This is a genomic window from Mesorhizobium sp. L103C119B0, from assembly GCF_000502235.1.
GTDB lineage: Bacteria > Pseudomonadota > Alphaproteobacteria > Rhizobiales > Rhizobiaceae > Mesorhizobium.
On record NZ_AYXE01000013.1, the window covers coordinates 36,635 to 60,958 of the forward strand.

22 protein-coding genes are annotated in these 24,324 nt (G+C 65.0%); 14 read left to right on the top strand and 8 right to left on the bottom strand.

Features of this window, described 5'->3' with window-relative positions; all coding sequences use genetic code 11:
• The 3 genes from X728_RS146055 to X728_RS146045 form a co-directional block, all read right to left on the bottom strand.
• On the bottom strand, nt 1-828 hold the full coding sequence (locus tag X728_RS146055) for a hypothetical protein (RefSeq protein ID WP_023687509.1): 828 nt from the start codon (nt 826-828) through the stop codon (nt 1-3).
• A 41-nt stretch (nt 829-869) separates the two neighbouring features.
• Entirely contained in the window at nt 870-1,808 is a 939-nt protein-coding gene (locus X728_RS146050; protein ID WP_023726773.1) for a CHAD domain-containing protein, read from the bottom strand.
• 86 nt (nt 1,809-1,894) lie between these two features.
• On the bottom strand, nt 1,895-2,392 hold the full coding sequence (locus X728_RS146045; protein ID WP_023726774.1) for a CYTH domain-containing protein: 498 nt from the start codon (nt 2,390-2,392) through the stop codon (nt 1,895-1,897).
• A gap of 92 nt (nt 2,393-2,484) precedes the next feature.
• Between X728_RS146045 and X728_RS146040 the strand changes: the two genes are divergently transcribed.
• From X728_RS146040 to X728_RS146025, 4 genes are read left to right on the top strand one after another with little or no spacing between them, the layout of a single operon-like run.
• Nucleotides 2,485-3,189, top strand: a complete 705-nt coding sequence (locus X728_RS146040; RefSeq protein ID WP_023726775.1) for a CerR family C-terminal domain-containing protein — start codon at nt 2,485-2,487, stop codon at nt 3,187-3,189.
• Nucleotides 3,186-4,139 (top strand): HlyD family efflux transporter periplasmic adaptor subunit, encoded by a 954-nt coding sequence (locus X728_RS146035; protein ID WP_023726776.1) that lies wholly within the window; start codon nt 3,186-3,188, stop codon nt 4,137-4,139. Before X728_RS146040 ends, X728_RS146035 begins: the two co-directional genes overlap by 4 nt.
• A complete protein-coding gene (locus X728_RS146030) occupies nt 4,136-5,056 on the top strand; it encodes an ABC transporter ATP-binding protein (RefSeq protein ID WP_023832230.1) in 921 nt (306 codons plus the stop codon). The genes X728_RS146035 and X728_RS146030 overlap by 4 nt, the downstream gene beginning before the upstream one ends.
• A complete protein-coding gene (locus tag X728_RS146025; RefSeq protein ID WP_023832231.1) occupies nt 5,053-6,189 on the top strand; it encodes an ABC transporter permease in 1,137 nt (378 codons plus the stop codon). Before X728_RS146030 ends, X728_RS146025 begins: the two co-directional genes overlap by 4 nt.
• A gap of 4 nt (nt 6,190-6,193) precedes the next feature.
• On the opposite strand, the gene X728_RS146020 is transcribed toward X728_RS146025, so the two are convergent.
• From X728_RS146020 to X728_RS146010, 3 genes are read right to left on the bottom strand one after another with little or no spacing between them, the layout of a single operon-like run.
• Complete coding sequence (locus tag X728_RS146020; RefSeq protein ID WP_023832232.1) at nt 6,194-6,793, bottom strand: DNA-3-methyladenine glycosylase; 600 nt, start codon at nt 6,791-6,793, stop codon at nt 6,194-6,196.
• 17 nt (nt 6,794-6,810) lie between these two features.
• The gene (locus X728_RS146015; RefSeq protein ID WP_023741341.1) at nt 6,811-7,191 is read right to left on the bottom strand and encodes a nuclear transport factor 2 family protein; all 381 of its coding nucleotides are present in this window, start codon (nt 7,189-7,191) and stop codon (nt 6,811-6,813) included.
• 8 nt (nt 7,192-7,199) lie between these two features.
• Entirely contained in the window at nt 7,200-8,177 is a 978-nt protein-coding gene (locus X728_RS146010) for a threonine/serine dehydratase (RefSeq protein ID WP_023832233.1), read from the bottom strand.
• A 195-nt stretch (nt 8,178-8,372) separates the two neighbouring features.
• On the opposite strand from X728_RS146010, the gene X728_RS146005 reads away from it, so the two are divergent.
• Nucleotides 8,373-10,394, top strand: a complete 2,022-nt coding sequence (locus X728_RS146005) for a hydantoinase/oxoprolinase family protein (protein WP_023832234.1) — start codon at nt 8,373-8,375, stop codon at nt 10,392-10,394.
• 123 nt (nt 10,395-10,517) lie between these two features.
• Nucleotides 10,518-12,689, top strand: a complete 2,172-nt coding sequence (locus X728_RS146000; protein ID WP_023832235.1) for a malate synthase G — start codon at nt 10,518-10,520, stop codon at nt 12,687-12,689.
• A gap of 208 nt (nt 12,690-12,897) precedes the next feature.
• Here the strand turns inward: X728_RS146000 and X728_RS145995 are convergent, their stop codons facing one another.
• Both X728_RS145995 and gshB read right to left on the bottom strand, forming a co-directional pair.
• Nucleotides 12,898-14,430, bottom strand: a complete 1,533-nt coding sequence (locus X728_RS145995) for a YifB family Mg chelatase-like AAA ATPase (protein ID WP_023832236.1) — start codon at nt 14,428-14,430, stop codon at nt 12,898-12,900.
• Between the two features lie 133 nt (nt 14,431-14,563).
• Nucleotides 14,564-15,517, bottom strand: coding sequence for a glutathione synthase (gene gshB, locus X728_RS145990; RefSeq protein ID WP_023832237.1), 954 nt, complete (start codon nt 15,515-15,517; stop codon nt 14,564-14,566).
• A gap of 234 nt (nt 15,518-15,751) precedes the next feature.
• Between gshB and X728_RS145985 the strand changes: the two genes are divergently transcribed.
• The 8 genes from X728_RS145985 (at nt 15,752) to X728_RS145950 (ending at nt 24,222) form a co-directional block, all read left to right on the top strand.
• A complete protein-coding gene (locus X728_RS145985) occupies nt 15,752-16,987 on the top strand; it encodes a glycosyltransferase family 2 protein (protein WP_023832238.1) in 1,236 nt (411 codons plus the stop codon).
• 3 nt (nt 16,988-16,990) lie between these two features.
• Nucleotides 16,991-17,380, top strand: coding sequence for a GtrA family protein (locus X728_RS145980; RefSeq protein WP_023832239.1), 390 nt, complete (start codon nt 16,991-16,993; stop codon nt 17,378-17,380).
• Between the two features lie 160 nt (nt 17,381-17,540).
• Nucleotides 17,541-19,346 (top strand): hypothetical protein, encoded by a 1,806-nt coding sequence (locus tag X728_RS145975; protein ID WP_023832240.1) that lies wholly within the window; start codon nt 17,541-17,543, stop codon nt 19,344-19,346.
• 100 nt (nt 19,347-19,446) lie between these two features.
• Nucleotides 19,447-20,796: an EAL domain-containing protein gene (locus X728_RS145970; RefSeq protein WP_023681311.1), complete on the top strand. Its 1,350-nt coding sequence runs from the start codon at nt 19,447-19,449 to the stop codon at nt 20,794-20,796.
• 169 nt (nt 20,797-20,965) lie between these two features.
• Nucleotides 20,966-21,733 (top strand): SDR family oxidoreductase, encoded by a 768-nt coding sequence (locus tag X728_RS145965; RefSeq protein ID WP_023701956.1) that lies wholly within the window; start codon nt 20,966-20,968, stop codon nt 21,731-21,733.
• A gap of 5 nt (nt 21,734-21,738) precedes the next feature.
• The gene (locus X728_RS145960; RefSeq protein ID WP_031195696.1) at nt 21,739-22,683 is read left to right on the top strand and encodes a 2-dehydro-3-deoxygalactonokinase; all 945 of its coding nucleotides are present in this window, start codon (nt 21,739-21,741) and stop codon (nt 22,681-22,683) included.
• A gap of 22 nt (nt 22,684-22,705) precedes the next feature.
• Nucleotides 22,706-23,347, top strand: coding sequence for a 2-dehydro-3-deoxy-6-phosphogalactonate aldolase (locus X728_RS145955; RefSeq protein WP_023832241.1), 642 nt, complete (start codon nt 22,706-22,708; stop codon nt 23,345-23,347).
• Entirely contained in the window at nt 23,347-24,222 is an 876-nt protein-coding gene (locus X728_RS145950) for an SMP-30/gluconolactonase/LRE family protein (RefSeq protein ID WP_196814867.1), read from the top strand. Before X728_RS145955 ends, X728_RS145950 begins: the two co-directional genes overlap by 1 nt.
• Nucleotides 24,223-24,324: the final 102 nt, after the last annotated feature.

Here is a 24,324-nt window from a genome sequence, read left to right on the forward strand (position 1 = left end):
TCACGTGTCTGAGGCGATTGCGCCAGCCTTCGCGGCTGCGGCGTCGGTGCCTGCCTTGTCCTCCCAGGTCACCGCCCGGTAGTCGAACCCAAATTCCAGCGTCGGTTTCACGATGCGGAAGAAGGGCGACAGGTCGAAGTCGCGCGGCGTGTAGAGCGAGTGGTGGCGGATGTGCAGGATTTCGCGGCGCGAATAGTTCGACTGCGCCGAGGCGCGGCCGGGCGCGCGGGTGATCTCGGGCAGGATCGGATAGCGGATCTCGCCATAGGCTTCGGCGATCAGGGTCGAGCAGATGGCGCGCGTCGGGTCGCCGGAGCCGAAAGCCAGCATGCGGCGGCGCCAGCGCACCGGCACCGGCGGCGTCGGCAGGAAAAAGCGCAGCATGTCGAAAATGTTCTTGAGATCGTATTTCAGGCCGAGCTTGCCGATCATGAAGGCGACGACATGGTCGCGGTCTTCCGGCGCCAGCCCGCTCGCCCGGCAGATACGGGTGTTGTAGGTGCGGTAGCGCGACAGCGGCACGGCGACACAGCCTTCGCCGAGCGTGACTTCGATCAGCCGACGCCGTTCCGATCCGTCCTCCGGTTCGGACAACGCATCGCCGATATAGAAGGCGGCATGCGACCAAGTCGACTGTGTCAGGTATTTGATGGCCGCGGAGATCTTCTGGTTGCCTTCGATGAGCAGGATGTCGCCGGGTTCGAGCGTGCGCCGCAACGTCTCGGCGTCGGACGGCGTGTAGGGCTCATAGCCCGAGGATTCGTCCTGCAGCCGGCCGGCAAGCCAGCGGCCAAGTCGGTCGAGAAGCGTGTCGCGCGGCGCGGTCATGGTAAAGTGTGACTAGCACGAGGTGACGTCCTCGGCCATGATCAACCGACCGGGACCTCTTTCGACAATACCGGGCCGGCGAGGTCGTCGCGCGCATTGCGCGCGAGTTTCTTTGTCGAGCGCTTGGGGCTGTCGCCGAACAGCTCGGCCGCTCCGGCGAGGCAGCTCTTCTTCAGGCTTTTTTCCGAGCGCTTCAAAAGCTTGCCAAGAAGCCTTGTATCCTGCGCATCGCCGAGCGGCTCACCGTCGGCCTCGAGCAACACGCGCATGACGAAGACGTCGTGCAGTTCGCCGAGCCTTTCGCCCAGTTCGTCGACCGCCTTGCGCCGCACCTTGATCGGCGTCGGCCACAGCCGGCCGAGCAGCGACAAATGCATCGAGTGGGTCTTGGCAGCCTTGCGCAGATCGTGGAAATCCTCTGCTTCGCCGCGCGATCCCGCCCGGTCCAGCGCCTTCCTGGCACGGCGCAAGGTCTTGCGAGCGCCTTCCGCAAGCACATCGGCTGCATGCTCAGGCAGATCGGGGAGCAGCAGCCGCTCTATCCTGATGAGGCCTTCCTCGCAGGCGGCGGTGGCCGCGCCTATGGCGGCGTCGAGGCCGGCGCCGGCATGCGTTTCATGCTGGCGGGCAATCAGCCGGTCGCGCACGCTGTCGAGGCCGCCGCCGGCAACCTGCTCGGGAAAGGCGGCTGCCAGCCGGTCGACGGTCTCGACCAGCGCGGTCGCCTCGCGCGGCCCGGCAAGCAGCGCCGCCACCTGACGGTAGCATTGGTTCTCAGTCCGACAGAATGTTTCATTTCCGGAACGGACCAGCCGCAGCAAGGCGCGCGCGCTCTTCAGCCGCTTGCGGCATTTGTGCAATGCCTGCTCCGGCTGGTCGCGCGCGACGGCCAGATGGGCAAGCGCCTTGCCGATGTCCTCGCCAAGGATACGCCTGACCTCGCCGGTCAGCGGCAGGCGCGGATCGATGCGAAAGCTCATGCGGCGATCTCCGGAATCCCCTTAGAGCATGATGCCGAAAAGTGTGAAGCGGTTTTCGGACGACATCATGGTCCATCTCTTTTGATTTAGAGCCGGATTCCGATTTTAGGTCGACCCGACCTAAAATCATCCGGCTCTAGGGCGAGCGACGCGTTGTAAAATCTCTGCTCGCCGGTCACTTCGCGGCCGAGCCAATCAGGCAGCATTTCGTCAGGTACATCCTCCGGCGTCTCCAGTTCGGCCACCACAAGGCCGGCTAGAATCCCGCCGAAAACATCGACTTCGTAGAGATAGCCGCGATGCCTAACATGGTGGCGTGTCTTCTCGATGACATGTCCGACGGCGAAGGCCAGCATCTCCTCTGCGTCCGCCAGTGGAATTTCATATTCGTATTCGTCACGCTCGCGGATCTTGCTGCCGAATTTGAGCGTCAGCTTCGCCGAACTGCCGTCGCTGATGCGCACGCGCACGGTGCGGCCAGGTGCTGCGGCAAGGTAGAACTGGCGAATGCGTATATTTGCCTCGGCCATTTCTAGCCATTCGGCGGTGGAGACCAGGAACTTGCGTTCGACTTCCTTGCCCATGGCCGCGCACTAAAGCGTCTGCGGCCCGACATGGCAAGCGGCCGTAGATAATCAATTTGACTTTAATCAATCGATTGATTAAACACGCCGACATGATCAAATCCGCGCCCGACAAAATGCCCCGCCAGGAGACATCGCCCGCCGAGCAGACGCGCGCCGCACTGGTGCTGGCCGCGCTCAAACTGTTCGGGCGGCAGGGCTTCGACGGCACCTCGACGCGCGAGATCGCGGCGGAGGCGAAGGCCAACATCGGCTCCATCGCCTATCATTTCGGCGGCAAGGAAGGGCTGCGCGGGGCCGCCGCCGACCACATCGTTGAGACCATCCAGGCGGTTGCCGGCCAGGCGCTCGGCGGCATGCAGCTGCAAGGTCAAGCCAGTTCAGAGACGGCGCGGGCGCAACTCTCGACCGCATTGGAGCGGATGGTAGGATTTGTCGTCGCCAGGCCGGAGGCGGGCGAGATCGTACAATTCGTACTTAGAGAGTTGTCGCATCCGACGGCCGCCCTCGACCGCATCTATGACGGGGTGTTCGAACCGACGCATCGCCGCCTCTGCCAGATCTGGGAACAGGCGACGGGCGAGCCGGCCGAAAGCGAGGCCACCAAGCTCGTGGTCTTCACGCTGATCGGCCAGGTCATCTATTTCCGCATCGGCCGCGAAGCAGTGATGCGTCGTATGGGCTGGCGCGAGATCGGTAACACCGAAGCCGCCAAGGTGGCGGCGGCGGTCACAAGCAATCTTGGCGCCATACTGGCGGCCCGAAATCCGGTCGCCCGCAAGGAGGGCAAGCGATGAGTTTTCTCTGTTCCCTGCCGCTCGCAGCCCAGCTGTTCGGCGCCTGCGCGCCGGCAGCGCCGCTTGCCGTCGGCTATGTCGAGGGCGACTATGTCTTGCTGGCGCCAATCGAAGTGGCGCAGGTCGAGACCGTCGCGGTCAAGCGCGGCGACCGTGTTGTATCAGGCACGCCGGTGGTGACTCTCGAAAGCGCCGACGCAAAAATCGCCGTCGCCCAGGCAGAGGCCGCGCTCGCCCAGGCGCAGGCGCAGCTGGCCGACCTGCAGATCGGCAAGCGGCCGGAGGAGATCGCGGTGCTGAAGGCCGAGGTCGACATGGCCAAGGCCCAGGCCACGGATGCCAAGCGCAAATACGACCGCGCCGCCGACCTGTTCAAGCGCGGTGCCGGCACGCAGGCCGACTACGACACCGCCGCCGCGACGCTGGAGACCGCCAATGCGCAGGTCGGCCAGGCGCAGGCCAACCTCGCCGTCGGCGGTCTGCCTGCGCGTCCCGAAACGATCAAGGCGGCAGACAATCAGGTCAAACAGGCGCAGTCGGCGTTGGAACAGGCTGAGTGGCGGCTATCGAAGCGCGTGCTGGCGGCACCCTCGCCCGGCCGCATCAATGACGTCATCCGCAATCCCGGCGACACCGCCGGTCCGACCGCGCCTGTCATTTCGATGTTGCCGGACGGTGCGGTAAAGCTCAGCGTCTATGTCCCGGAAAGTGCGTTCTCGTCGATCAAGGTCGGCACGCTGCTTGTCGTCCATTGCGACGGCTGCGGGCCGGAGGTGAAGGCGCGCGTCAGCTATGTCTCGCCCGACCCGGAATTCACCCCGCCGGTGATCTACTCGCTCGAGAACCGGCAGAAGCTGGTCTACCTCGTCGAGGCGCGGCCTCAGGGCAAGGCGCAAGCGCTGCAGCCGGGACAGATCGTCGATGTCGAGCTGGCGGCCTCCGCAAAATGAACGCCATCGACGTTCATGGCCTGGTCAAGCGTTTCGGCGACAAGACTGTCGTCGACCATGTGACGATGACGGTGGCCGAGGGCGAGATCGTCGGCTTTCTCGGGCCCAACGGGTCCGGCAAGACGACGACCATCCGCATCATGTGCGGCCTGCTGACGCCCGACGAGGGCGAAGGTACGGTGCTGGGTTTCAACATCCGCACCGAGTCGCTCCTCATCAAGCGCGAAGTCGGCTACATGACGCAGAAATTCTCGTTCTACGAGGATTTGACGATCGGCGAGAATCTCGAATTCGTGGCGCGGCTCTACCGACTGAAGCCGGTCGAGGAGCATGTGTCGAAAACGCTGGAAGAGCTTGGCCTCACGAGCCGCCGCAACCAGCTCGCCGGCACGCTGTCGGGCGGCTGGAAGCAGCGGCTGGCACTGGCCGCCTGCATCATGCACAAGCCGAAGCTGCTGCTGCTCGACGAGCCGACCGCCGGCGTCGATCCGAAGGCGCGGCGCGAATTCTGGGACGAGATCCACCGGCTGGCGAGCGGCGGTCTGACCGTGCTGGTCTCCACCCATTACATGGACGAGGCCGAGCGCTGCCACCGCATCAGCTACATCTCCTACGGCAAGATGCTGGCCACCGGCACGGTGGACGAGGTGGTGACGAATGCCGGTCTGACCACCTTCGTGCTGCAGGGACCGCGCCTCGACCAGGTCGCCGATGCACTCAGGGACCGGCCCGGCGTCGACCAGGTGGCGCCGTTCGGCGCGACGCTGCATGTCGTCGGCTCCGACAAGGCAAAGCTCGAAAAGGCGCTCGCCGATGTCGAGAAGGAGCACAAGGGTGTCAGCGTAAAACCCGGCGAGACCAGCCTTGAGGACGTCTTCATCCAGTTCATGTCCGGCTCGAAGGACAATATGGCATGAACAGCGTCTTCTCCTTCGCCAGGCTAGGTGCGCTGCTGATCAAGGAATTCATCCAGATGCGGCGCGACCGCATCACCTTCGCCATGATGCTGGGCGTGCCGCTTTTGCAGCTGGTGCTGTTCGGCTACGCCATCAACAACGATCCCAAAAGCCTGCCTGCCGCACTGGTGGCGACCAGCAACGACCCCTACACCCGCGCCATTGTCGCGGCCCTGCAGACGACCGGCTACTACCGCTTCGACCATGTTGCGCAAAGTGCCGAGGCTGCCGAATTCCTGATGGCGCGCGGCGATGTCGCCTTCGTCGTCACCATCCCGGCCGATTTCGGCCGCCGGGTCGAGCGCGGCGACAATCCGCAGATACTCATCGAGGCCGACGCCACCGACCCGGCCGCCGCCAGCGGCGCCATCTCGACGCTAAGCAAAGTGGCCAGCCAGGCGCTGCTTCGGGCGCAAGGCATGCAGGAGGCGGCGAGTGAGGCCGCCAGGGGCCAGCTCGATGTGGTGGTGCACCAGCGCTACAATCCGGAAGGCATCTCGCAATACAACATCGTGCCCGGCCTGCTCGGCGTCATCCTGCAGATGACCCTGGTGATGATGACCTCGATCGCGCTGACCCGCGAGACCGAGCGCGGCACGATGGAAAACCTGCTCGCCATGCCCTCCAGCCCGTTCGAGATCATGCTGGGCAAGGTGCTGCCCTATCTGGTGGTCGGTGGCGTCCAGGTGGTGGTGGTGCTGGCGGCGTCCAAGCTTCTGTTCGCCATCCCTTTCACCGGCTCGATGTCGCTGCTGCTTACCGCCGTGCTGGTGTTCGTGCTGGCGCTGGTGCTGCTTGGCTACACCATCTCGACCATCGCCCGCACGCAGATGCAGGCGCTGCAGCTGACCTTCTTCTTCTTCCTGCCGTCGATCCTGCTGTCCGGCTTCATGTTCCCCTATCGCGGCATGCCGGGCTGGGCGCAGACCTTCGGCGAGATTTTCCCGCTGACGCATTTTTTGCGCATTACCCGCGCGGTGATGCTGAAGGGCGCTGAACTGCCGGCGGTTGCGAGCGAGATCGCCTGGCTGGTCGGGTTCGTGGCCTTGTTTGCCGGCGTCGCATTGGTGCGGTTCAGGCGCACGCTCGACTGAGCGTTCAGGAATTGAGCGACCGCGGACCGCTGACGAACGGACTGCCCCTGACATAGAACCGCAGCGGGCGGTCCGCATCCTTCGTGATGCCGATGCGGATGCCTTGGCCGATGTCGCCGGCCTGATGCCCGTCGGCTGCCAGCCATAGCGAGCCTTGGCGGCACAGATCGAGGCCGTCCAGCGAACGGTCGATCCGCAATGCCTGTGCGAGCCGTCCCGGCCCGCGCGCCACGTCGCGCAGGCGCTCCACGCCCCGGTTCTGCCGCATGATGGCGATGCCTTCGAGCGGTTCGAGCGCCCGGATCAGCACACCGGTGCCGGTCCCTGGCCCCTCGCTCGAAACATTGAGCATCCAGGAGACGCCATAGGCGAGATAGACATAGGCGTGCCCGGCGTCAAGAAACATCGAACGGTTGCGCGGCGTCATCCCGCGATAGCCGTGACCGGCGGCGTCGCCGGTGACATAGGCCTCGGTCTCGACGATACGGCCGCCGACGATGCCTTCCGGCAATTCCCGCACCACGAGCTTGCCGATGAGATAGCGGGCGAGATCGGCCGTATCATCAGGCAGTTCGGCACGATCGAGCGGATGGTGGCTGGTCATGCTACCGCCGCCGTGTTTCAAGGTATCCGTTCGACCCATTGCGCGCGCGACTGCCCCGGCTCGAACGGATCGCCGAAATACTGGGTCTCGCGAACCACCTTGCCATCGACGAACTCCATGATGCTCACCGTATAGGACGGAATCCCGTCATAGGTCAGGACATACTCGGTGATCCAGAGGTCGCCTGACCCGGTGATCCGCCGCACGGCAAAGCGCTTCCGGTTGGGCTGGGCGGCGCGCGACGGCTGGATGTTGTGCCGTCCGCTGATGCGCTCGCCTGACTGCGGATAGTCAAGCACCGCGTCGTCGCGATAAATCTGATGCTCCGTCTCGAAATCATTGGCATCGGAGGCAGCCCAATGGCGATCGAGAGCCGCCCTTATCTCAGCGTCTGCCATATCGGTTCTCAGGCCGCAGCCATGATCTCGGCATAGGTGGTGAAATCGACATTGCCGCCTGACAGCACGACGGCGACGCATTTGCCCGACAGTTCGATCTCGCCTGACGAGAGCGCCGCCAGCGCCACGCAGCCGCCGGGTTCGACCACCAGCTTGAGATGGGCCATGGCGTCGCGCACCGCCTGTGCGGCCGCCTTGTCGGAGACGGCGATGGCGCCGGCGAGGTTCTTGCGGTTGATCTCGAAGGTGATGGCACCGGGCTCTGCGGTGAGGATGGCATCGCAGATCGAGCTGTGGCCAGGCTCGTTGGAGACCCTTTTTCCCTCGATCAGCGAGCGGCGGGTGTCGTCGAAATGCTCGGGCTCAACGGCCCAGACTGCTGTGGCCGGCGAGGCATCCTTGACGGCGATCGAAATGCCGCTCGTCAGGCCGCCGCCTCCACAGGGAATGACGACCGCATCGAGGCTGACGCCGAGCGCTTTTGCCTGGCGCATCAGTTCGAGACCGATCGTGCCCTGGCCGGCGATGATGGTCGGATCGTCGAAAGGAGGCACCAGCACCATGCCCTTGTCCATGTAGGGTCGCACCACCGTCATGCGGTCGTCGCGAAAGCGGTCGAACGGCACCACTTCGGCGCCCATCTTGCGGACATTGGCGATCTTCATCGCCGGCGCGTCGGCCGGCATGGCAATGACCGCCTTGACGCCGAACATGGCAGCCGCCGCGGCGACGCCCTGAGCATGGTTGCCGGAGGAGAAGGCGACGACGCCGCGGCTGCGCTCTTCTTCGCTCAGCGAAGACAGTTTGTTGTAGGCGCCGCGGAACTTGAACGAGCCGGTGCGCTGCAGCGTCTCCGGCTTGAACAGGATGCGGCCGCCGAAGCGTTTGTTGAGTTCCAGCGATTCGATCAAGGTCGTTTCGGCGATCAGGCCGGAGAGCCGCGCGGCGGCGGCATGGATGTCGGCGATGCCGGGAAGCGTGGTCATGGCGAAGTCCTGAAAGGGATGAGATCGGCGCATGGTGCACGCAAAGGCAGGCCACGCACCAATGAAAAAATGTGACCGTTACAAAGTTTGGCGGGCATGAGCGGCGACGAGGGTCAAACTGGCCCACCTCTCCCGCCTTTATCAGCCGGGCCGTATCGGCTAAGGGCGGGGGAGCAGAATCCCGGACCGCCAGACATGACCGCCAAGCCAAAACCCCTGTTTCTCGGTATCGACACCGGTGGCACCTATACCGATGCCGTGCTGTGGTCGGAACAAGGCGGGCCAAAAGGCAAGGTGCTGGCCAAGGCCAAGGCGCTGACCACGCGGCACGATCTTGCCGTCGGCATTTCCGGCGCGGTCGATGCGGTGCTGGGAAAATCGGCCACCGATCCGGCCGCGATCAAACTCGTGTCGATGTCGACGACGCTCGCCACCAATGCGCTGGTCGAGGGCCAGGGTGGGCGTGTGGCGCTCATCATGATCGGCTTTACCGGGGCCGACCTTGCGCGCGACGGGCTGAAGACGGCGCTCGGCACCGATCCGGTGGTGTTTTGTCCGGGCGGCCATGACGTGCACGGCAATGCGGCCAAGCTCGATCTGTCGGGGCTGGAAGCAGCACTCCCTGAACTCGGCGCCTCGGTGTCGGGCTTTGCCGTGTGCGCCTATTTCGCCACCCGCAACCCGGCGCATGAACTCGCCGCGCGCGACCTCATCCGCGAAAAGACCGGCCTGCCGGTGACCGCCAGCCATGAATTGTCGGCCAAGCTCGGCGGTCCGCGTCGCGCGCTCACCACCTTGCTCAACGCCAGGCTGATCTCGATGATCGACCGGCTGGTGGCGGCAACCGAAGGATTTTTGGAAGCCCGCAACATCGCAGCGCCCCTGATGGTGGTGCGCGGCGATGGCGCGCTGGTTTCGGCGGCGTTTGCCCGCCAGCGGCCGATCGAGACCATCCTCTCCGGCCCGGCCGCCAGCCTGGTCGGCGCCCGCCACATGACGGGCCTGGACAACGCCATGGTGTCCGACATTGGCGGCACCACCACCGATGTCGCCGTGCTCGACGGCGGCCGTCCTCGGCTCGATCCCGAAGGCGCCACTGTCGGCGGCTTCCGCACCATGGTCGAGGCGGTCGCCATGCGCACCTTCGGCCTCGGCGGCGATTCCGAAGTGGCGCTGGAAGATGGCGCGCTCAACCCGAAAATCCTGCTCGGGCCGCGCCGCCTGGTGCCGCTGGCGCTGGCCGGCATGATGCATGGTGCTTCAGTGACATCGGAGCTCGAGCGCCAGCTCAGGGCGCCCAACCCCGGCCGCATGGACAGCCGCTTTGCGTTGCGCACCGGCGTGCCGGACAGGCTCGCCGCCGGCCTGACCGCGCCCGAGGCGAAACTGTATGAACTGATTGGTGCCGTGCCGCTCGCCATCGACAGGCTGCTCACCTCGAACGCCCAGAACGCCACGCTGAACCGGCTGGTCTCGCGCGGTCTTGTGCATATCTCGGGCTTCACCCCCTCGGACGCCGCCCATGTGCTCGGCAAGCAGGCCAACTGGGACCCGCTTGCGGCCCGGCTCGGCGCCGAACTGTTTGCCCGCAAGCGTGATGGGCGAGGCCAGAACATCGCGCCGTCTCCAGAGGTGATTTCCGAACGGGTGCTGCTGACGCTCACGCGCTGGTCGGCCGAATACATTCTGGAGACAGCCTTTGCCGAGGATGGGCTGGATGGCGCCGCCACCGTCGCGCACGCGCTGGTGCAGCGCGCCGTCGATTCCCATCCCGGCATCGCAAGGCTCAGCGTCGCGCTCGATCGTCCGGTCATTGGCCTCGGCGCCTCGGCGCCGCTGCACTATGCCGGCTTGGCCGAGCTGGTCGGTAATGAGTGCGTGGTGCCGGAGGATACCGACGTCGCCAACGCGCTCGGCGCCGTCGTCGGCCAGGTCCGCGTCTCGGCCGAAGCCCGCGTCAGCCAGCCCAAGGAAGGTTTGTTCCGGGTCGCGTCGGGGCAAACGGTGCGCGACTTCACCGACGAGGCCAAGGCGATCGCGGCAGCGGAGGCTGATGTGCGGGCGATCGTAGCCGCGCGCGCGAAGGATGCCGGCACGGATAATGCCGAGATCGACGTTTCGACCGAGTTCAAGGTGTCTACGGTTGAGGCCCAACGGATGTTTATCGAAGCGCATGTGGTGGCGGTTGCATCGGGTCGGCCGAGGATCGCGGTTTAGGGTAATCTCCCCACGAGGGGGGAGATCAGCAGCTTCAAAATCCCCGGCTTCACCCTAAGCTGAATTGACCCTTCACCCCTGACATGCCAAAGGCCGCAAAGCCTTTCATCTGGAGAAGCCCTGATGACCGATCGCGTCGAGATCGCCGGATTGCGGATTGCCCGCGAACTGCATGACTTTGTCGGCGAAGCGCTGCCGGGTACCGGTATTGCCGCCGACGCCTTCTGGAACGGCTTTTCGTCCATCGTCCATGATCTCGCGCCGAAGAACCGGGCGCTGTTGGCCAAACGCGACGCTATGCAGGAAGAGATCGACGCCTGGTACCGCGCCAATGGCGCGCCCATCGATATGGAGACCTACAAAAGCTTCTTGCGTGAGATCGGCTATCTCGTGCCCGAAGGGCCGGCCTTTTCCGTGTCGACCGACAATGTCGACCCCGAGATCGCCACCGTTGCCGGGCCGCAGCTGGTGGTGCCGGTGATGAATGCGCGTTATGCGATCAACGCCGCCAATGCCCGCTGGGGCTCGCTCTACGATGCGCTCTACGGCACCGACGCCATTGCCGAGACCGGTGGCGCCGAGAAGGGTAAAAGCTTCAACCCCGTGCGCGGCGCCAAGGTGGTTGCCTGGGCGAAGAGTTTTCTGGACGAGTCCGTGCCGCTCACCTCGGGCAAATGGGCCGGCGTGAACGGGCTGACGGTTTCGGGTGGCACCTTGCGGCTCGGCGCCGGCGCCGGCGGCACCACACTGGCCAACCCGAAACAATTTGCCGGCTACCGCGGCGACGGCGCCAACCCGGAAGCCATCCTGCTGGTCCAGAACGGCCTGCACATCGAGATCCTCATCGACCGCACCAACCAGATCGGCCGCACCGACCCGGCCGGCATTGCCGACGTGATCCTGGAATCGGCGCTGACCACCATCCAGGACTGCGAGGATTCGGTCGCGGCGGTGGATGCCGAGGACAAGGTCATCGTCTACCGCAACTGGCTCGGCCTGATGAAGGGCGATCTGGCGGAGGAAATCAGCAAGGGCGGCAAAACCTTCACGCGCAAGCTCAATCCGGACCGCGCCTGGACCGCGCCCAGTGGTGGCGCGCTGAGCTTGCCTGGCCGCTCGCTGATGCTGGTGCGAAACGTCGGTCACCTCATGACCAATCCGGCCATCCTCGACCGCGATGGCAACGAGGTGCCGGAAGGCATCTTGGATGCGGCGATGACGGCGCTGATCGCGCTGCACGATGTCGGCGCCAACGGGCGTCGGATGAATTCCCGCGCGGGCTCGATGTATGTGGTGAAGCCGAAGATGCATGGGCCGGAGGAAGTCGCCTTCGCAGTCGAGATTTTCGACCGCGTCGAAGCGCTGCTCGGTATGGCGGCAAACACCATCAAGATGGGCATCATGGACGAGGAGCGGCGCACCACCGTCAACCTCAAGGAGGCGATCCGCGCCGCCAAGGAACGCGTCGTGTTCATCAACACCGGCTTCCTCGACCGCACCGGGGACGAGATCCACACCTCGATGGAAGCCGGCCCGATGATCCGCAAGGGCGACATGAAGCAGGCCGCCTGGATTTCCGCCTACGAGGCGTGGAATGTCGACGCCGGGCTCGAATGCGGGCTGGCCGGCCATGCCCAGATCGGCAAGGGCATGTGGGCGATGCCCGATTTGATGGCGGCGATGCTGGAACAGAAGATCGAGCATCCCAAGGCCGGCGCCAACACCGCCTGGGTGCCGTCGCCGACGGCGGCGACGTTGCACGCCACGCACTATCACAAGGTCGATGTCCATGCCGTCCAGGCGGCGCTCAAGAGCCGGCCGAAGGCGAAGCTCGATGATATATTGTCGGTGCCGGTGGCGGTGCGGCCGAACTGGACCCCCGACGAGATCCAGCGCGAGCTCGACAACAATGCGCAAGGCATTCTCGGCTATGTCGTGCGCTGGATCGACCAGGGCGTCGGCTGCTCGAAAGTGCCCGACATCAACGATGTCGGCCTGATGGAAGACCGCGCCACGCTGCGCATCTCCTCGCAGCACATCGCCAACTGGCTGCACCACAAGGTCTGCTCCGAAATTCAGGTGATGGATTCGCTGCGGCGCATGGCAGCGATCGTCGACCTCCAAAATGTCGGCGACCCGCTCTACCGCCCGATGGCCGCCGACTTCGACGCTTCAATCGCCTTCCAGGCCGCCTGCGATCTGGTGTTCAAGGGCCGCGAGCAGCCGAACGGCTACACGGAGCCGGTGCTGCACAGGCGGCGGCTGGAGCTGAAGGCGAAAGCGCGGGCGAATTAGCGCCTGCGTTTCCCTCCCCCTTGAGGGGAGGGTGGCCCGAAGGGCCGGGTGGGGTCCTGCGTGAAGTGCGGCGACTCCCTTCGGACGACACTACAAGCAATGTCATCGCAGAGGCCCTTTCTCGGCTCGGCTTCAAAAAAAAGATCGAGCATTCTTCGGCGACCCCACCCGGCCGCTTCGCGGTCACCTTCCCCTCAAGGGGGGAGGGTTAAGCCGCCTGCGCCACCCGCTCCGACATCATGCGGTAGGAAATCGCCTCGGCCAGGTGAATGCGGCCGACGGTTTCGCTGGCGTCGAGGTCGGCCAGTGTGCGCGCCACTTTAAGCACGCGGTGATAGGCGCGCGCAGAAAAGCCGAGTTTCTCGCTGGCATCTTTAAGCAGCGACAGGCCGGCTGCGTCCGGCGCGGCGATGTCCTCGATAACAGAAGGCGAGCAATGGGCGTTGGTGGTGGCGCTGGTGACGCCCAGCCGCTCGAACCGCTCGCGCTGGATGGTGCGGGCGCGCGCCACGCGCTGGGCGACCGCCGCGCTCTTCTCCGCCCGGTCGGGCCGGATCAGGTCGGCGGCCGAGACAGCCGGTACCTCGATCCTGAGGTCGATGCGGTCGAGCAGCGGGCCTGAGATGCGCGCCTGGTAGTCGGTGCGGCAGCGTTCACCGCGCAGGCAGCGATAGCCGGGCTCGCCGGCCATGCCGCAACGGCACGGGTTCATCGCCGCTACCAGCTGGATGCGCGCTGGATAGGTGACGCGGTGGTTGGCGCGCGCTATCATGCAGTCGCCGGTCTCCAGCGGCTGGCGCAGCGCATCCAAGGTCTGCGGCGTGAATTCGGGAAACTCGTCGAGGAACAGCACGCCGGTGTGGGCAAGCGATACTTCGCCCGGCCGCGCCCTGATGCCGCCGCCGACCATTGCCGCCATCGAAGCCGAATGGTGCGGGGCGCGGAACGGCCGCCGGTCGGTGAGCTTGCCTTCGCCGAGCTCGCCGGCCACCGAGGCGATCATCGAGACTTCAAGAAGTTCCTTGGGCGCCAGTGGTGGCAGAATTGAAGGCAGCCTCTGCGCCAGCATCGATTTTCCCGAGCCGGGAGGCCCGACCATCAACAGATTGTGGCCACCGGCCGCCGCCACTTCCAGCGCCCGCTTGGCGCTTTCCTGGCCCTTGATGTCGGAAAGGTCGGGCAGGTCGCGGGCCGAGACATGGATGCCGGGCTCGGGCCGCGACAGCACCTGCGTGCCGCGAAAATGATTGGCGATGGCAATCAGGCTGCGCGGCGCCAATATGTCGAAATCCTTGCCCGCCCAGGCCGCTTCCGGCCCGCAGCCGAACGGGCAGATCAGGCCTTTTCCCTCGGCATTGGCGCCGATCGCCGCCGGCAGCGCACCGGCGACCGTGGCAATGGTGCCGTCGAGCGACAATTCGCCCAGCACGACATAGGACGCCAGCATATCGCCCGGAATGGCGCCGAGTGCTGCCATCAGGCCGAGCGCGATTGGCAGATCGTAATGGCTCCCTTCCTTGGGCAGGTCGGCAGGCGCCAGGTTGACCGTCACCTTCTTCGACGGGATCGACAGGCCCGAAGCGTGCAGCGCCGCCTGCACGCGCTCGCGGCTTTCGGCCACCGCCTTGTCGGCCAGCCCGACGATCTGCATGCCGACCTTGCCCGGCGCGATCATCACCTGGACATCGACCGGTACGGCCTCGATGCCCTGGAAAGCAACCGTGCGAACGCGCGCCACCATCTTGCTCTGCCCCCGGATATCGGCTCGCCTCGGCCTCGTGGTTCAGACCGCGAGCGACGTCAGGACAAGACAACCATAGATTTTAGGCCAAGGCAAGAACATTACAGGAACACACACACAATCGCGATGCTCCCTATGCCGAGCCTACCCCCCGCTTTTCCTCTACCGCGTCCCAGAACAGGCTTGCAATATCGGCGCCGCCGAAGCGTTGCACTTCGCGCACGCCGGTCGGCGAGGTAACGTTGATCTCGGTCATGTAGTCGCCGATCACGTCGATGCCGACCAGGATGAAGCCGCGCTCTTTCAGCGATGGGCCGATGCGGGCGCAGATTTCGCGTTCGCGTTCCGTCAGTTCGGTTTTTTCGGCGCGGCCGCCGACATGCATGTTGGAGCGCGAATCGTGGTCGGCCGGTACCCGGTTGATGGCGCCGACCGCCTCGCCGTCGATCAGGATGATGCGCTTGTCGCCCTTGCGCACATCCTTGAGATAGCGCTGGACGATATAGGGCTCGCGTGACAGCTGGGCGAACATTTCGAGCAGCGAGGCGAGGTTGCGGTCGCCCTCCTTGAGATGGAAAATGCCGGCGCCGCCATTGCCGTAGAGCGGCTTGACGATGATGTCGCCGAATTCCTTGCGGAAGGCCGCGACCTCCTGGGGATCCTTGGTGATCAGCGTTTCGGGCATCAGGTCGGGGAATTCGGTGACGAAGATCTTTTCCGGGCTGTTGCGCACCCAGGCCGGGTCGTTGACGACCAGTGTCTTCGGGTGAATGCGCTCCAGAATGTGCGTGGTGGTGATGTAATTCATGTCGAAGGGCGGATCCTGGCGCAGCAGGATCACATCCATCTCCGACAGGTCGGTGCGCACCTTGTCGCCCAGCGTATAATGATTGCCCTTCTCGTCGCGGAGCTTCATCTCTTCGATGCGGGCAAACACCTTGCCGCCCAGCATCGACAGCCGGTCGGGCGTGTAGTGGAACAATTGATGGCCGCGCCGCTGCGCCTCCAGCGACAGCGCAAAGGACGTGTCGCCGGCAATCGAGACGGTGGAGACATGGTCCATCTGGACGGCGATCTTCAGGGGCATCTTCTGGTCTCCGCGGGTCGATCGGCAACAGCCATTGCCTGTACAGCCTCGCCGCGCTTCTGCCAATCGCGAGATTCCGGGATCGGCAGAAGCAAAGCCGTGACAGCGCCGACCCTGTTGGAGACAAGGCGAGGCTGCGCGTCATCGTTTTCTTAAGCCTTGCCGTGCAAGGGTAGTCGCCGAATTCAACCCGGATTGGACGCCGCCAAAAACGTCCTCGATGGAACAACGACCATGAACGCCGTCACAGCCATCCGCGCCGCTTCGGTCAAAGAGCTCGAACTCACCATCCTGATGCCATGCCTCAACGAGGCCGAGACGCTGGCCGTCTGCATCGGCAAGGCGAGGGCCTTTCTAGACAAGGCTGGCATCTCCGGCGAGGTGCTGATCGCCGACAATGGCAGCACCGACGGGTCGCAGGACATTGTCACCGCGATCGGAGCCCGTGTCGTGCCGGTGCCGCAGAAAGGGTATGGCGCGGCGCTGCTTGGCGGCATCGCGGCCGCCAAGGGCCACTTCATCATCATGGGCGATGCCGACGACAGTTACGATTTCAGCGCGCTGGAAGCCTTTGTCGCGCGGCTGCGCGACGGCGCCGACTTGGTCATGGGCAACCGCTTCCAGGGCGGCATAGAACCCGGCGCCATGCCGCCGCTGCACCGCTATCTCGGGAATCCGGTGCTGAGCTTCGTCGGCCGGCTGTTCTTCCGCATCAAGACAGGCGATTTCCACTGCGGCCTGCGCGGCTTCAATGCCGAAAGCATCCGCCAGCTCGACCTGCAGACGACCGGCATGGAGTTCGCCTCGGAGATGGTGGTGCGCGGCGCGCTAGCCGGCCTGCGCATTGAGGAAGTGCCGACCACGCTCAAGCCCGACGGCCGCAGCCGCCCGCCGCATCTCAGGACTTGGCGCGACGGTTGGCGGCATCTGAAGTTCCTGCTCGTCTACAATCCGCGCTGGATGTTCTTCATCCCCGGCACGGTGCTGTGCGGTATCGGCGCGCTGTTTGCGGCGCTGCTGGTGTTCGGGCCGTTGCGCGTGATCAACAATCTGTCGCTCGACCTCAACACCTTCGTAGCCGCCTGTTTCATGATCGTCACCGGTGTCCAGCTCCTGACCTTCGGTGCCATTTCGCGTTACTATGCCGAGATAACCGGCATCCTGCCGCCAAGCCGCCGTTCCGGCTGGCTGGCCAGAACGATCAGCACCGATCGTCTCGCCGCCAATGCCGGCATCTGCTTTGCCGGCGGCGCGCTGTTCTTCTTCTATGCCGTGGCGCGCTGGGCGCATCTTGGCTTCGGTCCGCTCGACGATTCCGAAATACCGCGCATCGTCGTGCTTGGGCTCAGCCTGATCGTCATTTCCTTCCAGGCCTTCTTTTCGGCGTTCCTGCTCGGCGTGCTCGAAATACCGGTCAAGCGGATGAAATCCGGCCGCTCCGACGCGCCGGTTGCGCGCAACCAGGCCTGAGTGATGGCGCCTGCGTTCGTCCAGACGCGCCTGTTCCGCTTCCTGACGGTCGGCGTCGGCGCCGCTTTGCTTTTGCTGGTGCTGTCGTGGCTGCTGGTGTCGTCGGGCCTCTCGCCCTTCACCGGCAGCGTCATCGCCTATGCGGGTGCCGTCAGCGTCGCCTATTCGGCGCAGCGCGGCTGGACGTTTGGCGGCCAGCACGATCATGCGCACGCCATGCCGCGCTATCTCGCGCTGCAAGCCGGATGCGCGGCGTTTTCGGGCCTGGTGTCGCATGTGGCGGTGGCGCAGTTCGGCCTTTCGCCCTTCGCCATGTCGGTGGTGATGACGATTGCGACCAGCACGGTGAGTTACATCGTGTCGTCGCTGTGGGTGTTTCCCGCGCGGGACTAATGCATGTCGCTCAAAAGTGGTCCCGATATTGAGTGAACACCATGCAACATCGCATGATGCCGGTTCAACCGGGAGCCAGCGTATTTGCCTTCGGCTTTACGCTTTGTTGAAGTGACGGCGCTATGCTGCGCCGTCGAACCACAGGCCGAAAGCCCCGTCCATGATCGCTGCCGATACCATGCCTGCCGAGGCGCGCACCTCCTGGCGAGCGGACCTGTTGCTGGCACTGGTGGCGACGCTGCTTGCCCTTGCGATCAACGCCTTCTCCGGTTTTCGCGAATTGAGCAATGCCGGCGGCGACAATGACAGCCTGCTGCGGCTGGTCGAGGTTCGCGACATGCTGGCCGGCCAGGGCTGGTTCGACCTGCATCAGTACAGGATGGGGCCGGAAGGCGGTTTCGTCATGCACTGGTCGCGGCTGGTCGACGCACCGCTCGCCGCCATCATCCTCGCCGCCTCGGCGCTGACCGGCAGCATGGCCATGGCCGAAGTGATCGCACAGGTGCTGTGGCCGTCGCTGCTGTTTTGCCTGGCGGTGTTTTTTACAGCCCGTGCGGCACGCAGCTTCGCCGGCGTCGGCGCCGTGCTGCCCGCTATCGTCATCGGCGCGGCGGCGCTGCATTTCATCGGCATTTTCTTGCCGGGTGCGCTCGATCATCACAATGTCCAGCTGACGCTGACCATGGCCAGCCTCAGCCTGCTGCTCGAGGCGCCGACGCGTCGCTGGGCGACCCTGACTTCCGGCCTGTGCGCGGCCCTGACGCTGGCCGTCGGCATGGAAACCGCGCCCTATGTCGCCACCATCGGCGCCTGCATCGCTTTGCTGTTCGTCGTCGATCCCGGCGGCGAACGCCGGATCGCCAGGGATTTCGGTCTCGGCTTTGCCGGGGTTTCAGCCCTCGTCTTCGTCACCACCATCCCGCCATCGGCCATGGGCCAGCCGCAGTGCGATGCCTTCTCGGCTGTGCAGTTCGTGGTGGCGGCAATCGCCGGACTGGGGCTTGCCGCCGTGACGTCGCTCACGGTGTCCAATGGCACGGCCAGCCGCCGCCTGATCTCGCTTAGCCTGCTCGCGCTTGGGCTGGGCGTCGTCATCGTGGCGCTGTTTCCGCAATGCCTTGCGGCTCCCTACGCAAACCTCGATCCGCGCCTCAAGGAATTGTGGCTCGATCACATCGACGAGGCGCAGTCGCTGTTCAGTATTGCCGTCAATGAGCCGGCGTCGCTGGCGGCGCGCTATGTCACGCCGCTGGTGGCGATCGCGCTGATGGCGCTTCGCCTGCGCGGACCATGGCGCCGCCAGGACATCCTCGTCGGCGCCTTGCTGGTCGGCGCCTTCATCGTCAGCGCCTGGCAGGTCCGCGGCTCGACATTCTCGATCGCCTTTGCCGTCATCCCGCTGTCGGCCTGGATCGCAAGCTGGCGCGAACGGGCGAGGATCAGCCCTGCGCGCAGCGTATCGCTGCGCATGGCGGCGGTCTGGCTGGTGTCGGTGAATGCCGTCTGGGCCGGCGCTGCCGCCGCGACGTCGAACGTATTCGAGGCCAGCAAGGTCTCGGTCGAGGCACAGGACACCGACAGCGATCCGTCCTGCGAGCGCAAGGCCTCCTTCGCGGCGTTGGCCCGGCTGCCGGACACCACGGTGCTTGCCATTTCCAATCTCGGCTCGCCCATCCTTGCATATTCCGGGCACCGCGTCTTTGCCGGCCCCTATCATCGCAACATCGCCGGCGATCTGCTTGCGCTCGATGCCTTCCTCGGATCGGCGGACCAGGCGGGGACGATCGCAGCGGCTCATCACGTCGGCCTGGTGGCGCTGTGCCGCGGCAGCGCCGAAAGCAAGGTGCTCGCCGCCAAGGCGCCGCAAGGCTTCCTGGCCGGGCTGATGCAGGGAAGCGTCCCCGATTGGCTCGAACCGGTGGCCGAAACGCGCGGAGACCCGATCGAACTCTACCGCGTCCGCTAAAGCATCATTCGCCAGCGAAAAATCGATTTCGCGATACGCTTCCTAAACGCTTTGCTGCCAGTCTCAGCCTAAATTTCGGGCGTCACAAACAGGGATACCGATGCAAACGACGTTTGGCACCGGGCAGGCAAGCAGGGAAAACTCGGATCTGGCGTTCACCGATGCGCTGACCGGGCTTGGCAACCATCGCCGCTTCTTCGACAAGGTCGATCGCCTGATCAGCGACCGTGCGGACGATCCCGCGCCGTTCACGGTCGGCATTCTCGACCTCGACGGCTTCAAGCCGATCAACGATCTGTTCGGCCACAAGGCCGGCGACGACATATTGATCCAGGTGGCAATGCGGCTGCGCGCTTCGATGGACAGCCACTCCACCGTTTGCCGCATCGGCGCCGACGAATTCGCCTTCCTGTATCCGATGGTGTTCTCGGAGGAAGCGGCGGCCGAGAAGTCGCGCATGATGATCGAAATCCTGTCGGCGCCCTACGATGTCGGCGAACGCACCGCCAGGCTTTCGGCCTCGGTCGGCTGCTCGCTCTTTTATTCCGGCGACGAAACCACGGAAATCCTCGTCAACAAGGCCGAAACGGCGCTCTACCACGCCAAGCGTTCGGGCCGTGGCCGGGTCGTCGTCTACACCCGCGAAATGGAAGAGGCGGCCAAGCGCGTCACCCGCATCGAACAGGCGCTGCGCCGTGCCGTCTCGGCCGGTGAGGTCGAACCGCATTTCCAGCCCATCGTCGATTTGACCACCCGCCGCACCATCGGCTTCGAGACGCTGGCGCGCTGGACCGATCGCGACCTCGGCGTGGTGCCGCCGACCGTGTTCATCCCGATCGCCGAAGAGCGCGGCATCATCGGCCCGCTATCGCAGCTGGTGCTGCGCAAGGCGACCGAAGCGGCGCGCAGCTGGCCGAAGGACCTGTTCCTGTCCTTCAACCTGTCGCCCTCGCAACTCGTCGACCAGAACACCGGCCTGCACATATTGTCGATCCTCGACCGCACCGGCTTCGATCCGCGACGGCTGGAGATCGAGATCACCGAAACCGGCCTGATGAACGATCCGGCCTCGGCCGAGAAGATCGTCGAGGACCTGCGTCGCGTCGGCATCCGAGTCTCGCTCGACGATTTCGGCACCGGCCAGTCCTCGCTCGGCCGCTTGCGCGAATTCCATTTCGACAAGCTCAAGATCGACCGCGCCTTCGTCTCCTCGATCCTCGACGACCGCCCGTCGGAACACATCATCCGCGCCATTCTGGCCATGTGCGAAGGGCTCGGCATGGATGTCGTCGCCGAAGGCATCGAGGAGGAGGCGCAGGCCGACCGCCTCGTCCAGTTCGGCTGCGCCGGCGGCCAGGGCTATCTCTTCGGCAAACCGGTCGACGCCGACGCCACGCTCGGCTACCTCCGCGATTCCTATCGCGGCGCCCTCTACGCCAAGGCAGTCTGACCGGCGGTCTTGCCTGCGTCGAGCAAGTCAGCGGTGCGAGCCAAGATCGACTGTGGCCGCCATCTTGCGTCCTTTTGTCTGACATAAGCCAAACAAATCGCCGTTTTCGCCCTTGCTCCCCGGACTTGGCTGGATAGGATGCGCGCCGACCGGATCGGGAGAGAAAAATATGATGCCATCGGCCGATTTTGCCGACCTCAGGGGAGCCTCGGTGCTGATCACCGGCGGCGGTTCCGGAATTGGTGCGGCACTGACCGAGGGCTTCGTTCGCCAGGGCGCCCATGTCGCCTTCATCGACATCGCCGATGGCCTAAGCACGCTGCTTGCCGACCGCGTCGAAAAAGAACTTGGCCGGCGACCGCTCTACCTCAAGACCGATTTGCGTGACGTCGAGGCGTTGCGCGCTTCGGCCGCCAAAGCGGCTGAGGCGCATGGCGACGTCACCGTGCTGGTCAACAATGCCGCCTGGGACGAACGCCACGAGGTCGCCGACGTTACCGTCGAGTTCTGGGACAACAATCTCGCCGTCAATCTGCGCCCGCATTTCTTCACCGCACAGGCGGTCGCGCCGGGCATGAAGCGGGCCGGCGGCGGGTCGATCATCAACTTCACCTCAACCTCCTATCTCATCAACCACCCCGATATGCCGGCCTACACCGCCGCCAAGGCCGGCATACTCGGCCTCACCAAAGGTCTCGCGGGCAAGCTTGGGGTCGACGGCATCCGCGTCAATGCGATTGCGCCGGGCTGGGTGATCACCGAGCGGCAGCGGGAACTCTGGGTCACCGAGGAGAGGCTCGCCGCCCATGTCGCCAAGCAATGCATCAAGCAGGTCATGCAGCCCGACGACATCGTCGGCACAGTGCTGTTCCTGGCCTCCGACGCCTCACGTATGCTGACGGCGCAGATGTTGATCGTCGACGGGGGTTTCCTGTGAGCCCGGTGAATCAAAATCCGGCAAAAGGCACGCCGGCAGTCGCCGCCGTCGACTGGGGCACGACCCGCATGCGGGTCTGGCTGGTCGACGAGGCGGGCGGGGTGCTTGCCGAGCGTCGCGGCGATGATGGGTTGATCACCGCGCAGCAAAAAGGCTTTTCGATCATCCTCGAGGGCCATCTGGCGGCGCTCGGCGCACCTGACACACTGCCGGTCATCATCTGCGGCATGGCCGGCTCGCGCCAGGGTTGGCTGGAAGCGCCTTACGTCACCGTGCCGGCGCCGCTCAGTGCCATCCTCGCGGGGGCCGCCTGCATTCCCGGCCAGAGCCGCGACATCCGCATCGTGCCTGGCCTGGCGCAGCGCCTGGAAGATGCGCCGGACGTAATGCGCGGCGAGGAAACCCAGCTTGCCGGCGCCGGTTTGCCGGCAAAAGGTCGCCATCTCGTCTGCATGCCCGGCACCCATTCGAAGTGGGTTCTGGTTGAAGACGGCGCGGTCGACGGCTTCTGCACCTGGCCGACCGGAGAGCTGTTTTCGGTGCTGGCCACTCACTCGATCCTGCGCCATTCGCTGGGCGAGAGCCCGAAGCCGGTCATTCCGGACAATCCGTTGTTCCGGGAATGGTGCCGCAAGGCTTTGGCCGAGGGCGGCGATGTCACCTCGCGGCTGTTCTCGATCCGCGCCGCCGGCCTGCTGCAGGACCTCAAGGCCGACGATGCCGCCGCTTGTTTGTCCGGCCTGCTGATCGGCGGCGAGATCGCCTCGGCAGGCCGCCGCTATGGCGAAAGCACCACCGCAATTGTGCTGGTCGCCTCGGGGTCGCTAGCAGCCCTCTACCGCCAGGCGCTCGACCTTGCAGCGCTTGCCGTCAGGACGGTCGACGCCGACGAGGCGGTGCGTGCCGGCCTTATCGAGGCGGCGCGAGAAAATGGCATGATCGCCAAATGACTCACCAGAGTGGAGTGATAGCGTGACCCAGACCGCACCCTTCCCGAAGCTCAATCGTGGTCTTGTCGCCATTCTGCGCGGCCTCAAACCCAGCGAGGCGGTTGCCATCGGCCAGGCGCTGTTTGACGCCGGCATCGAAGCCATCGAGGTGCCGCTCAATTCGCCGGAACCGTTTTCATCGATCGCCAGCATTGTCACCGCATTGCCCAAGACAGCGCTGGTCGGCGCCGGCACGGTGCTGACTTCAGCCGATGTCGACACCTTGGCCAAGGCCGGCGGGCGCTTGCTGGTCAGCCCCAACATCGATGCCGACGTCATGGCCCGCGCCATGCACCATGGCATGGTGACGATGCCAGGCGTGTTCACCCCCACCGAAGCTTTTCAGGCGATTAGGCTTGGGGCTTCGGCGCTCAAATTCTTCCCGGCAAGCGTGCTCGGGCCTAGCGGCATTTCGGCGATGCGGGCCGTGCTGCCGGCCGATACCGTGGTCGGCGCCGTCGGCGGCGTTTCCGACAAAGACTTTGCCGGCTACAAAGCCGCTGGGGTGACTGCTTTTGGTCTTGGCTCCAGCCTGTTCAAACCCGGCATGAGCGTCGACGAGGTGGCCTCGCGCGCGCAGGCGGCGGTGACGGCCTGGGATGCGGCCTTCGGCGGAGCGGCATGATGGAAAACGTTTCGGTTTTCTCGGACCATGTCTGCGAACTCGGCGAGGGGCCGAGCTACGATCCCGCCACCGATACGCTGTTCTGGTTCGACATCGTCAACGGCCTTCTGCTGGAGCAGGGCGTCGCTTCCGGCGCGCTGAAGGTCCACGACCTCGGCCAGATGGCCAGCGCCATCGCCATCATCGACGACCATCGCCAGCTCATCGCCACCGAGACCGGCCTGCATGTCCGCGACGTCTCGACCGGCAAGCTGACGCTGCATACGCCCATCGAGGCCGACAATGCGCTGACCCGCTCCAACGATTCGCGCGTCCACCCTTGTGGCGCCTTCTGGGTCGGCACGATGGGCAAGGGTGAGGAGAAGGGCGCGGGCGCCATCTACTGGTTCTTCAAGGGCGAATTGCGCACGCTTTACACCGGCATCACCGTGTCGAACTCGATCTGTTTCTCGCAGGATGGAACGATCGCCTACTACACCGATACCGCGACCGGCCTGTTGATGCGCGTCGCCTGCGATCCGGCGACGGGCCTGCCGGTCGGCGAGTCCAAAGTGTTCGTCGACCATCGCTCGTCGCGGGGCTATGTCGACGGCTCGGTTGTCGACCGTGACGGCGTGCTGTGGAACGCGGTCTGGGGCGGCAAGGCAGTGAAGGCTTATGCGCCGGACGGCACATTGTTGCGCGAGATTGCCGTGCCGGCGGGGCAGTCCTCGTGCCCGGCCTTTGTCGGCGCCAAGGCCGATCGGCTGGCGGTGACCTCGGCCTGGAAAGGCAAGGACGACAAGCAGCGCAAGCTCGACCCACAGGCCGGCATGACCTTCCTGCTCGACATCCCCGTCAACGGCCGCTTCGAGCCGCGCGTGCTGATCGCCTGAGCGTACCGGTTGTCGTGCAGGCGGCGGGCGCGGGTCGATTTCGCGCAAGCCGATCGCATTGGCCGTGCGATGGTGTGGCTGCATCACCGAGAAGCTTTGACC

What these genes read in the sequence shown, in the direction of transcription:
- X728_RS146055 (WP_023687509.1), bottom strand. Translation starts at nt 828, where the DNA reads ATGACCGCGCCGCGCGACACGCTTCTCGACCGACTTGGCCGCTGGCTT.
- X728_RS146050 (WP_023726773.1), bottom strand. Translation starts at nt 1,808, where the DNA reads ATGAGCTTTCGCATCGATCCGCGCCTGCCGCTGACCGGCGAGGTCAGG.
- X728_RS146045 (WP_023726774.1), bottom strand. Translation starts at nt 2,392, where the DNA reads ATGGGCAAGGAAGTCGAACGCAAGTTCCTGGTCTCCACCGCCGAATGG.
- X728_RS146040 (WP_023726775.1), top strand. Translation starts at nt 2,485, where the DNA reads ATGATCAAATCCGCGCCCGACAAAATGCCCCGCCAGGAGACATCGCCC.
- X728_RS146035 (WP_023726776.1), top strand. Translation starts at nt 3,186, where the DNA reads ATGAGTTTTCTCTGTTCCCTGCCGCTCGCAGCCCAGCTGTTCGGCGCC.
- X728_RS146030 (WP_023832230.1), top strand. Translation starts at nt 4,136, where the DNA reads ATGAACGCCATCGACGTTCATGGCCTGGTCAAGCGTTTCGGCGACAAG.
- X728_RS146025 (WP_023832231.1), top strand. Translation starts at nt 5,053, where the DNA reads ATGAACAGCGTCTTCTCCTTCGCCAGGCTAGGTGCGCTGCTGATCAAG.
- X728_RS146020 (WP_023832232.1), bottom strand. Translation starts at nt 6,793, where the DNA reads ATGACCAGCCACCATCCGCTCGATCGTGCCGAACTGCCTGATGATACG.
- X728_RS146015 (WP_023741341.1), bottom strand. Translation starts at nt 7,191, where the DNA reads ATGGCAGACGCTGAGATAAGGGCGGCTCTCGATCGCCATTGGGCTGCC.
- X728_RS146010 (WP_023832233.1), bottom strand. Translation starts at nt 8,177, where the DNA reads ATGACCACGCTTCCCGGCATCGCCGACATCCATGCCGCCGCCGCGCGG.
- X728_RS146005 (WP_023832234.1), top strand. Translation starts at nt 8,373, where the DNA reads ATGACCGCCAAGCCAAAACCCCTGTTTCTCGGTATCGACACCGGTGGC.
- X728_RS146000 (WP_023832235.1), top strand. Translation starts at nt 10,518, where the DNA reads ATGACCGATCGCGTCGAGATCGCCGGATTGCGGATTGCCCGCGAACTG.
- X728_RS145995 (WP_023832236.1), bottom strand. Translation starts at nt 14,430, where the DNA reads ATGGTGGCGCGCGTTCGCACGGTTGCTTTCCAGGGCATCGAGGCCGTA.
- gshB (WP_023832237.1), bottom strand. Translation starts at nt 15,517, where the DNA reads ATGCCCCTGAAGATCGCCGTCCAGATGGACCATGTCTCCACCGTCTCG.
- X728_RS145985 (WP_023832238.1), top strand. Translation starts at nt 15,752, where the DNA reads ATGAACGCCGTCACAGCCATCCGCGCCGCTTCGGTCAAAGAGCTCGAA.
- X728_RS145980 (WP_023832239.1), top strand. Translation starts at nt 16,991, where the DNA reads ATGGCGCCTGCGTTCGTCCAGACGCGCCTGTTCCGCTTCCTGACGGTC.
- X728_RS145975 (WP_023832240.1), top strand. Translation starts at nt 17,541, where the DNA reads ATGATCGCTGCCGATACCATGCCTGCCGAGGCGCGCACCTCCTGGCGA.
- X728_RS145970 (WP_023681311.1), top strand. Translation starts at nt 19,447, where the DNA reads ATGCAAACGACGTTTGGCACCGGGCAGGCAAGCAGGGAAAACTCGGAT.
- X728_RS145965 (WP_023701956.1), top strand. Translation starts at nt 20,966, where the DNA reads ATGATGCCATCGGCCGATTTTGCCGACCTCAGGGGAGCCTCGGTGCTG.
- X728_RS145950 (WP_196814867.1), top strand. Translation starts at nt 23,347, where the DNA reads ATGGAAAACGTTTCGGTTTTCTCGGACCATGTCTGCGAACTCGGCGAG.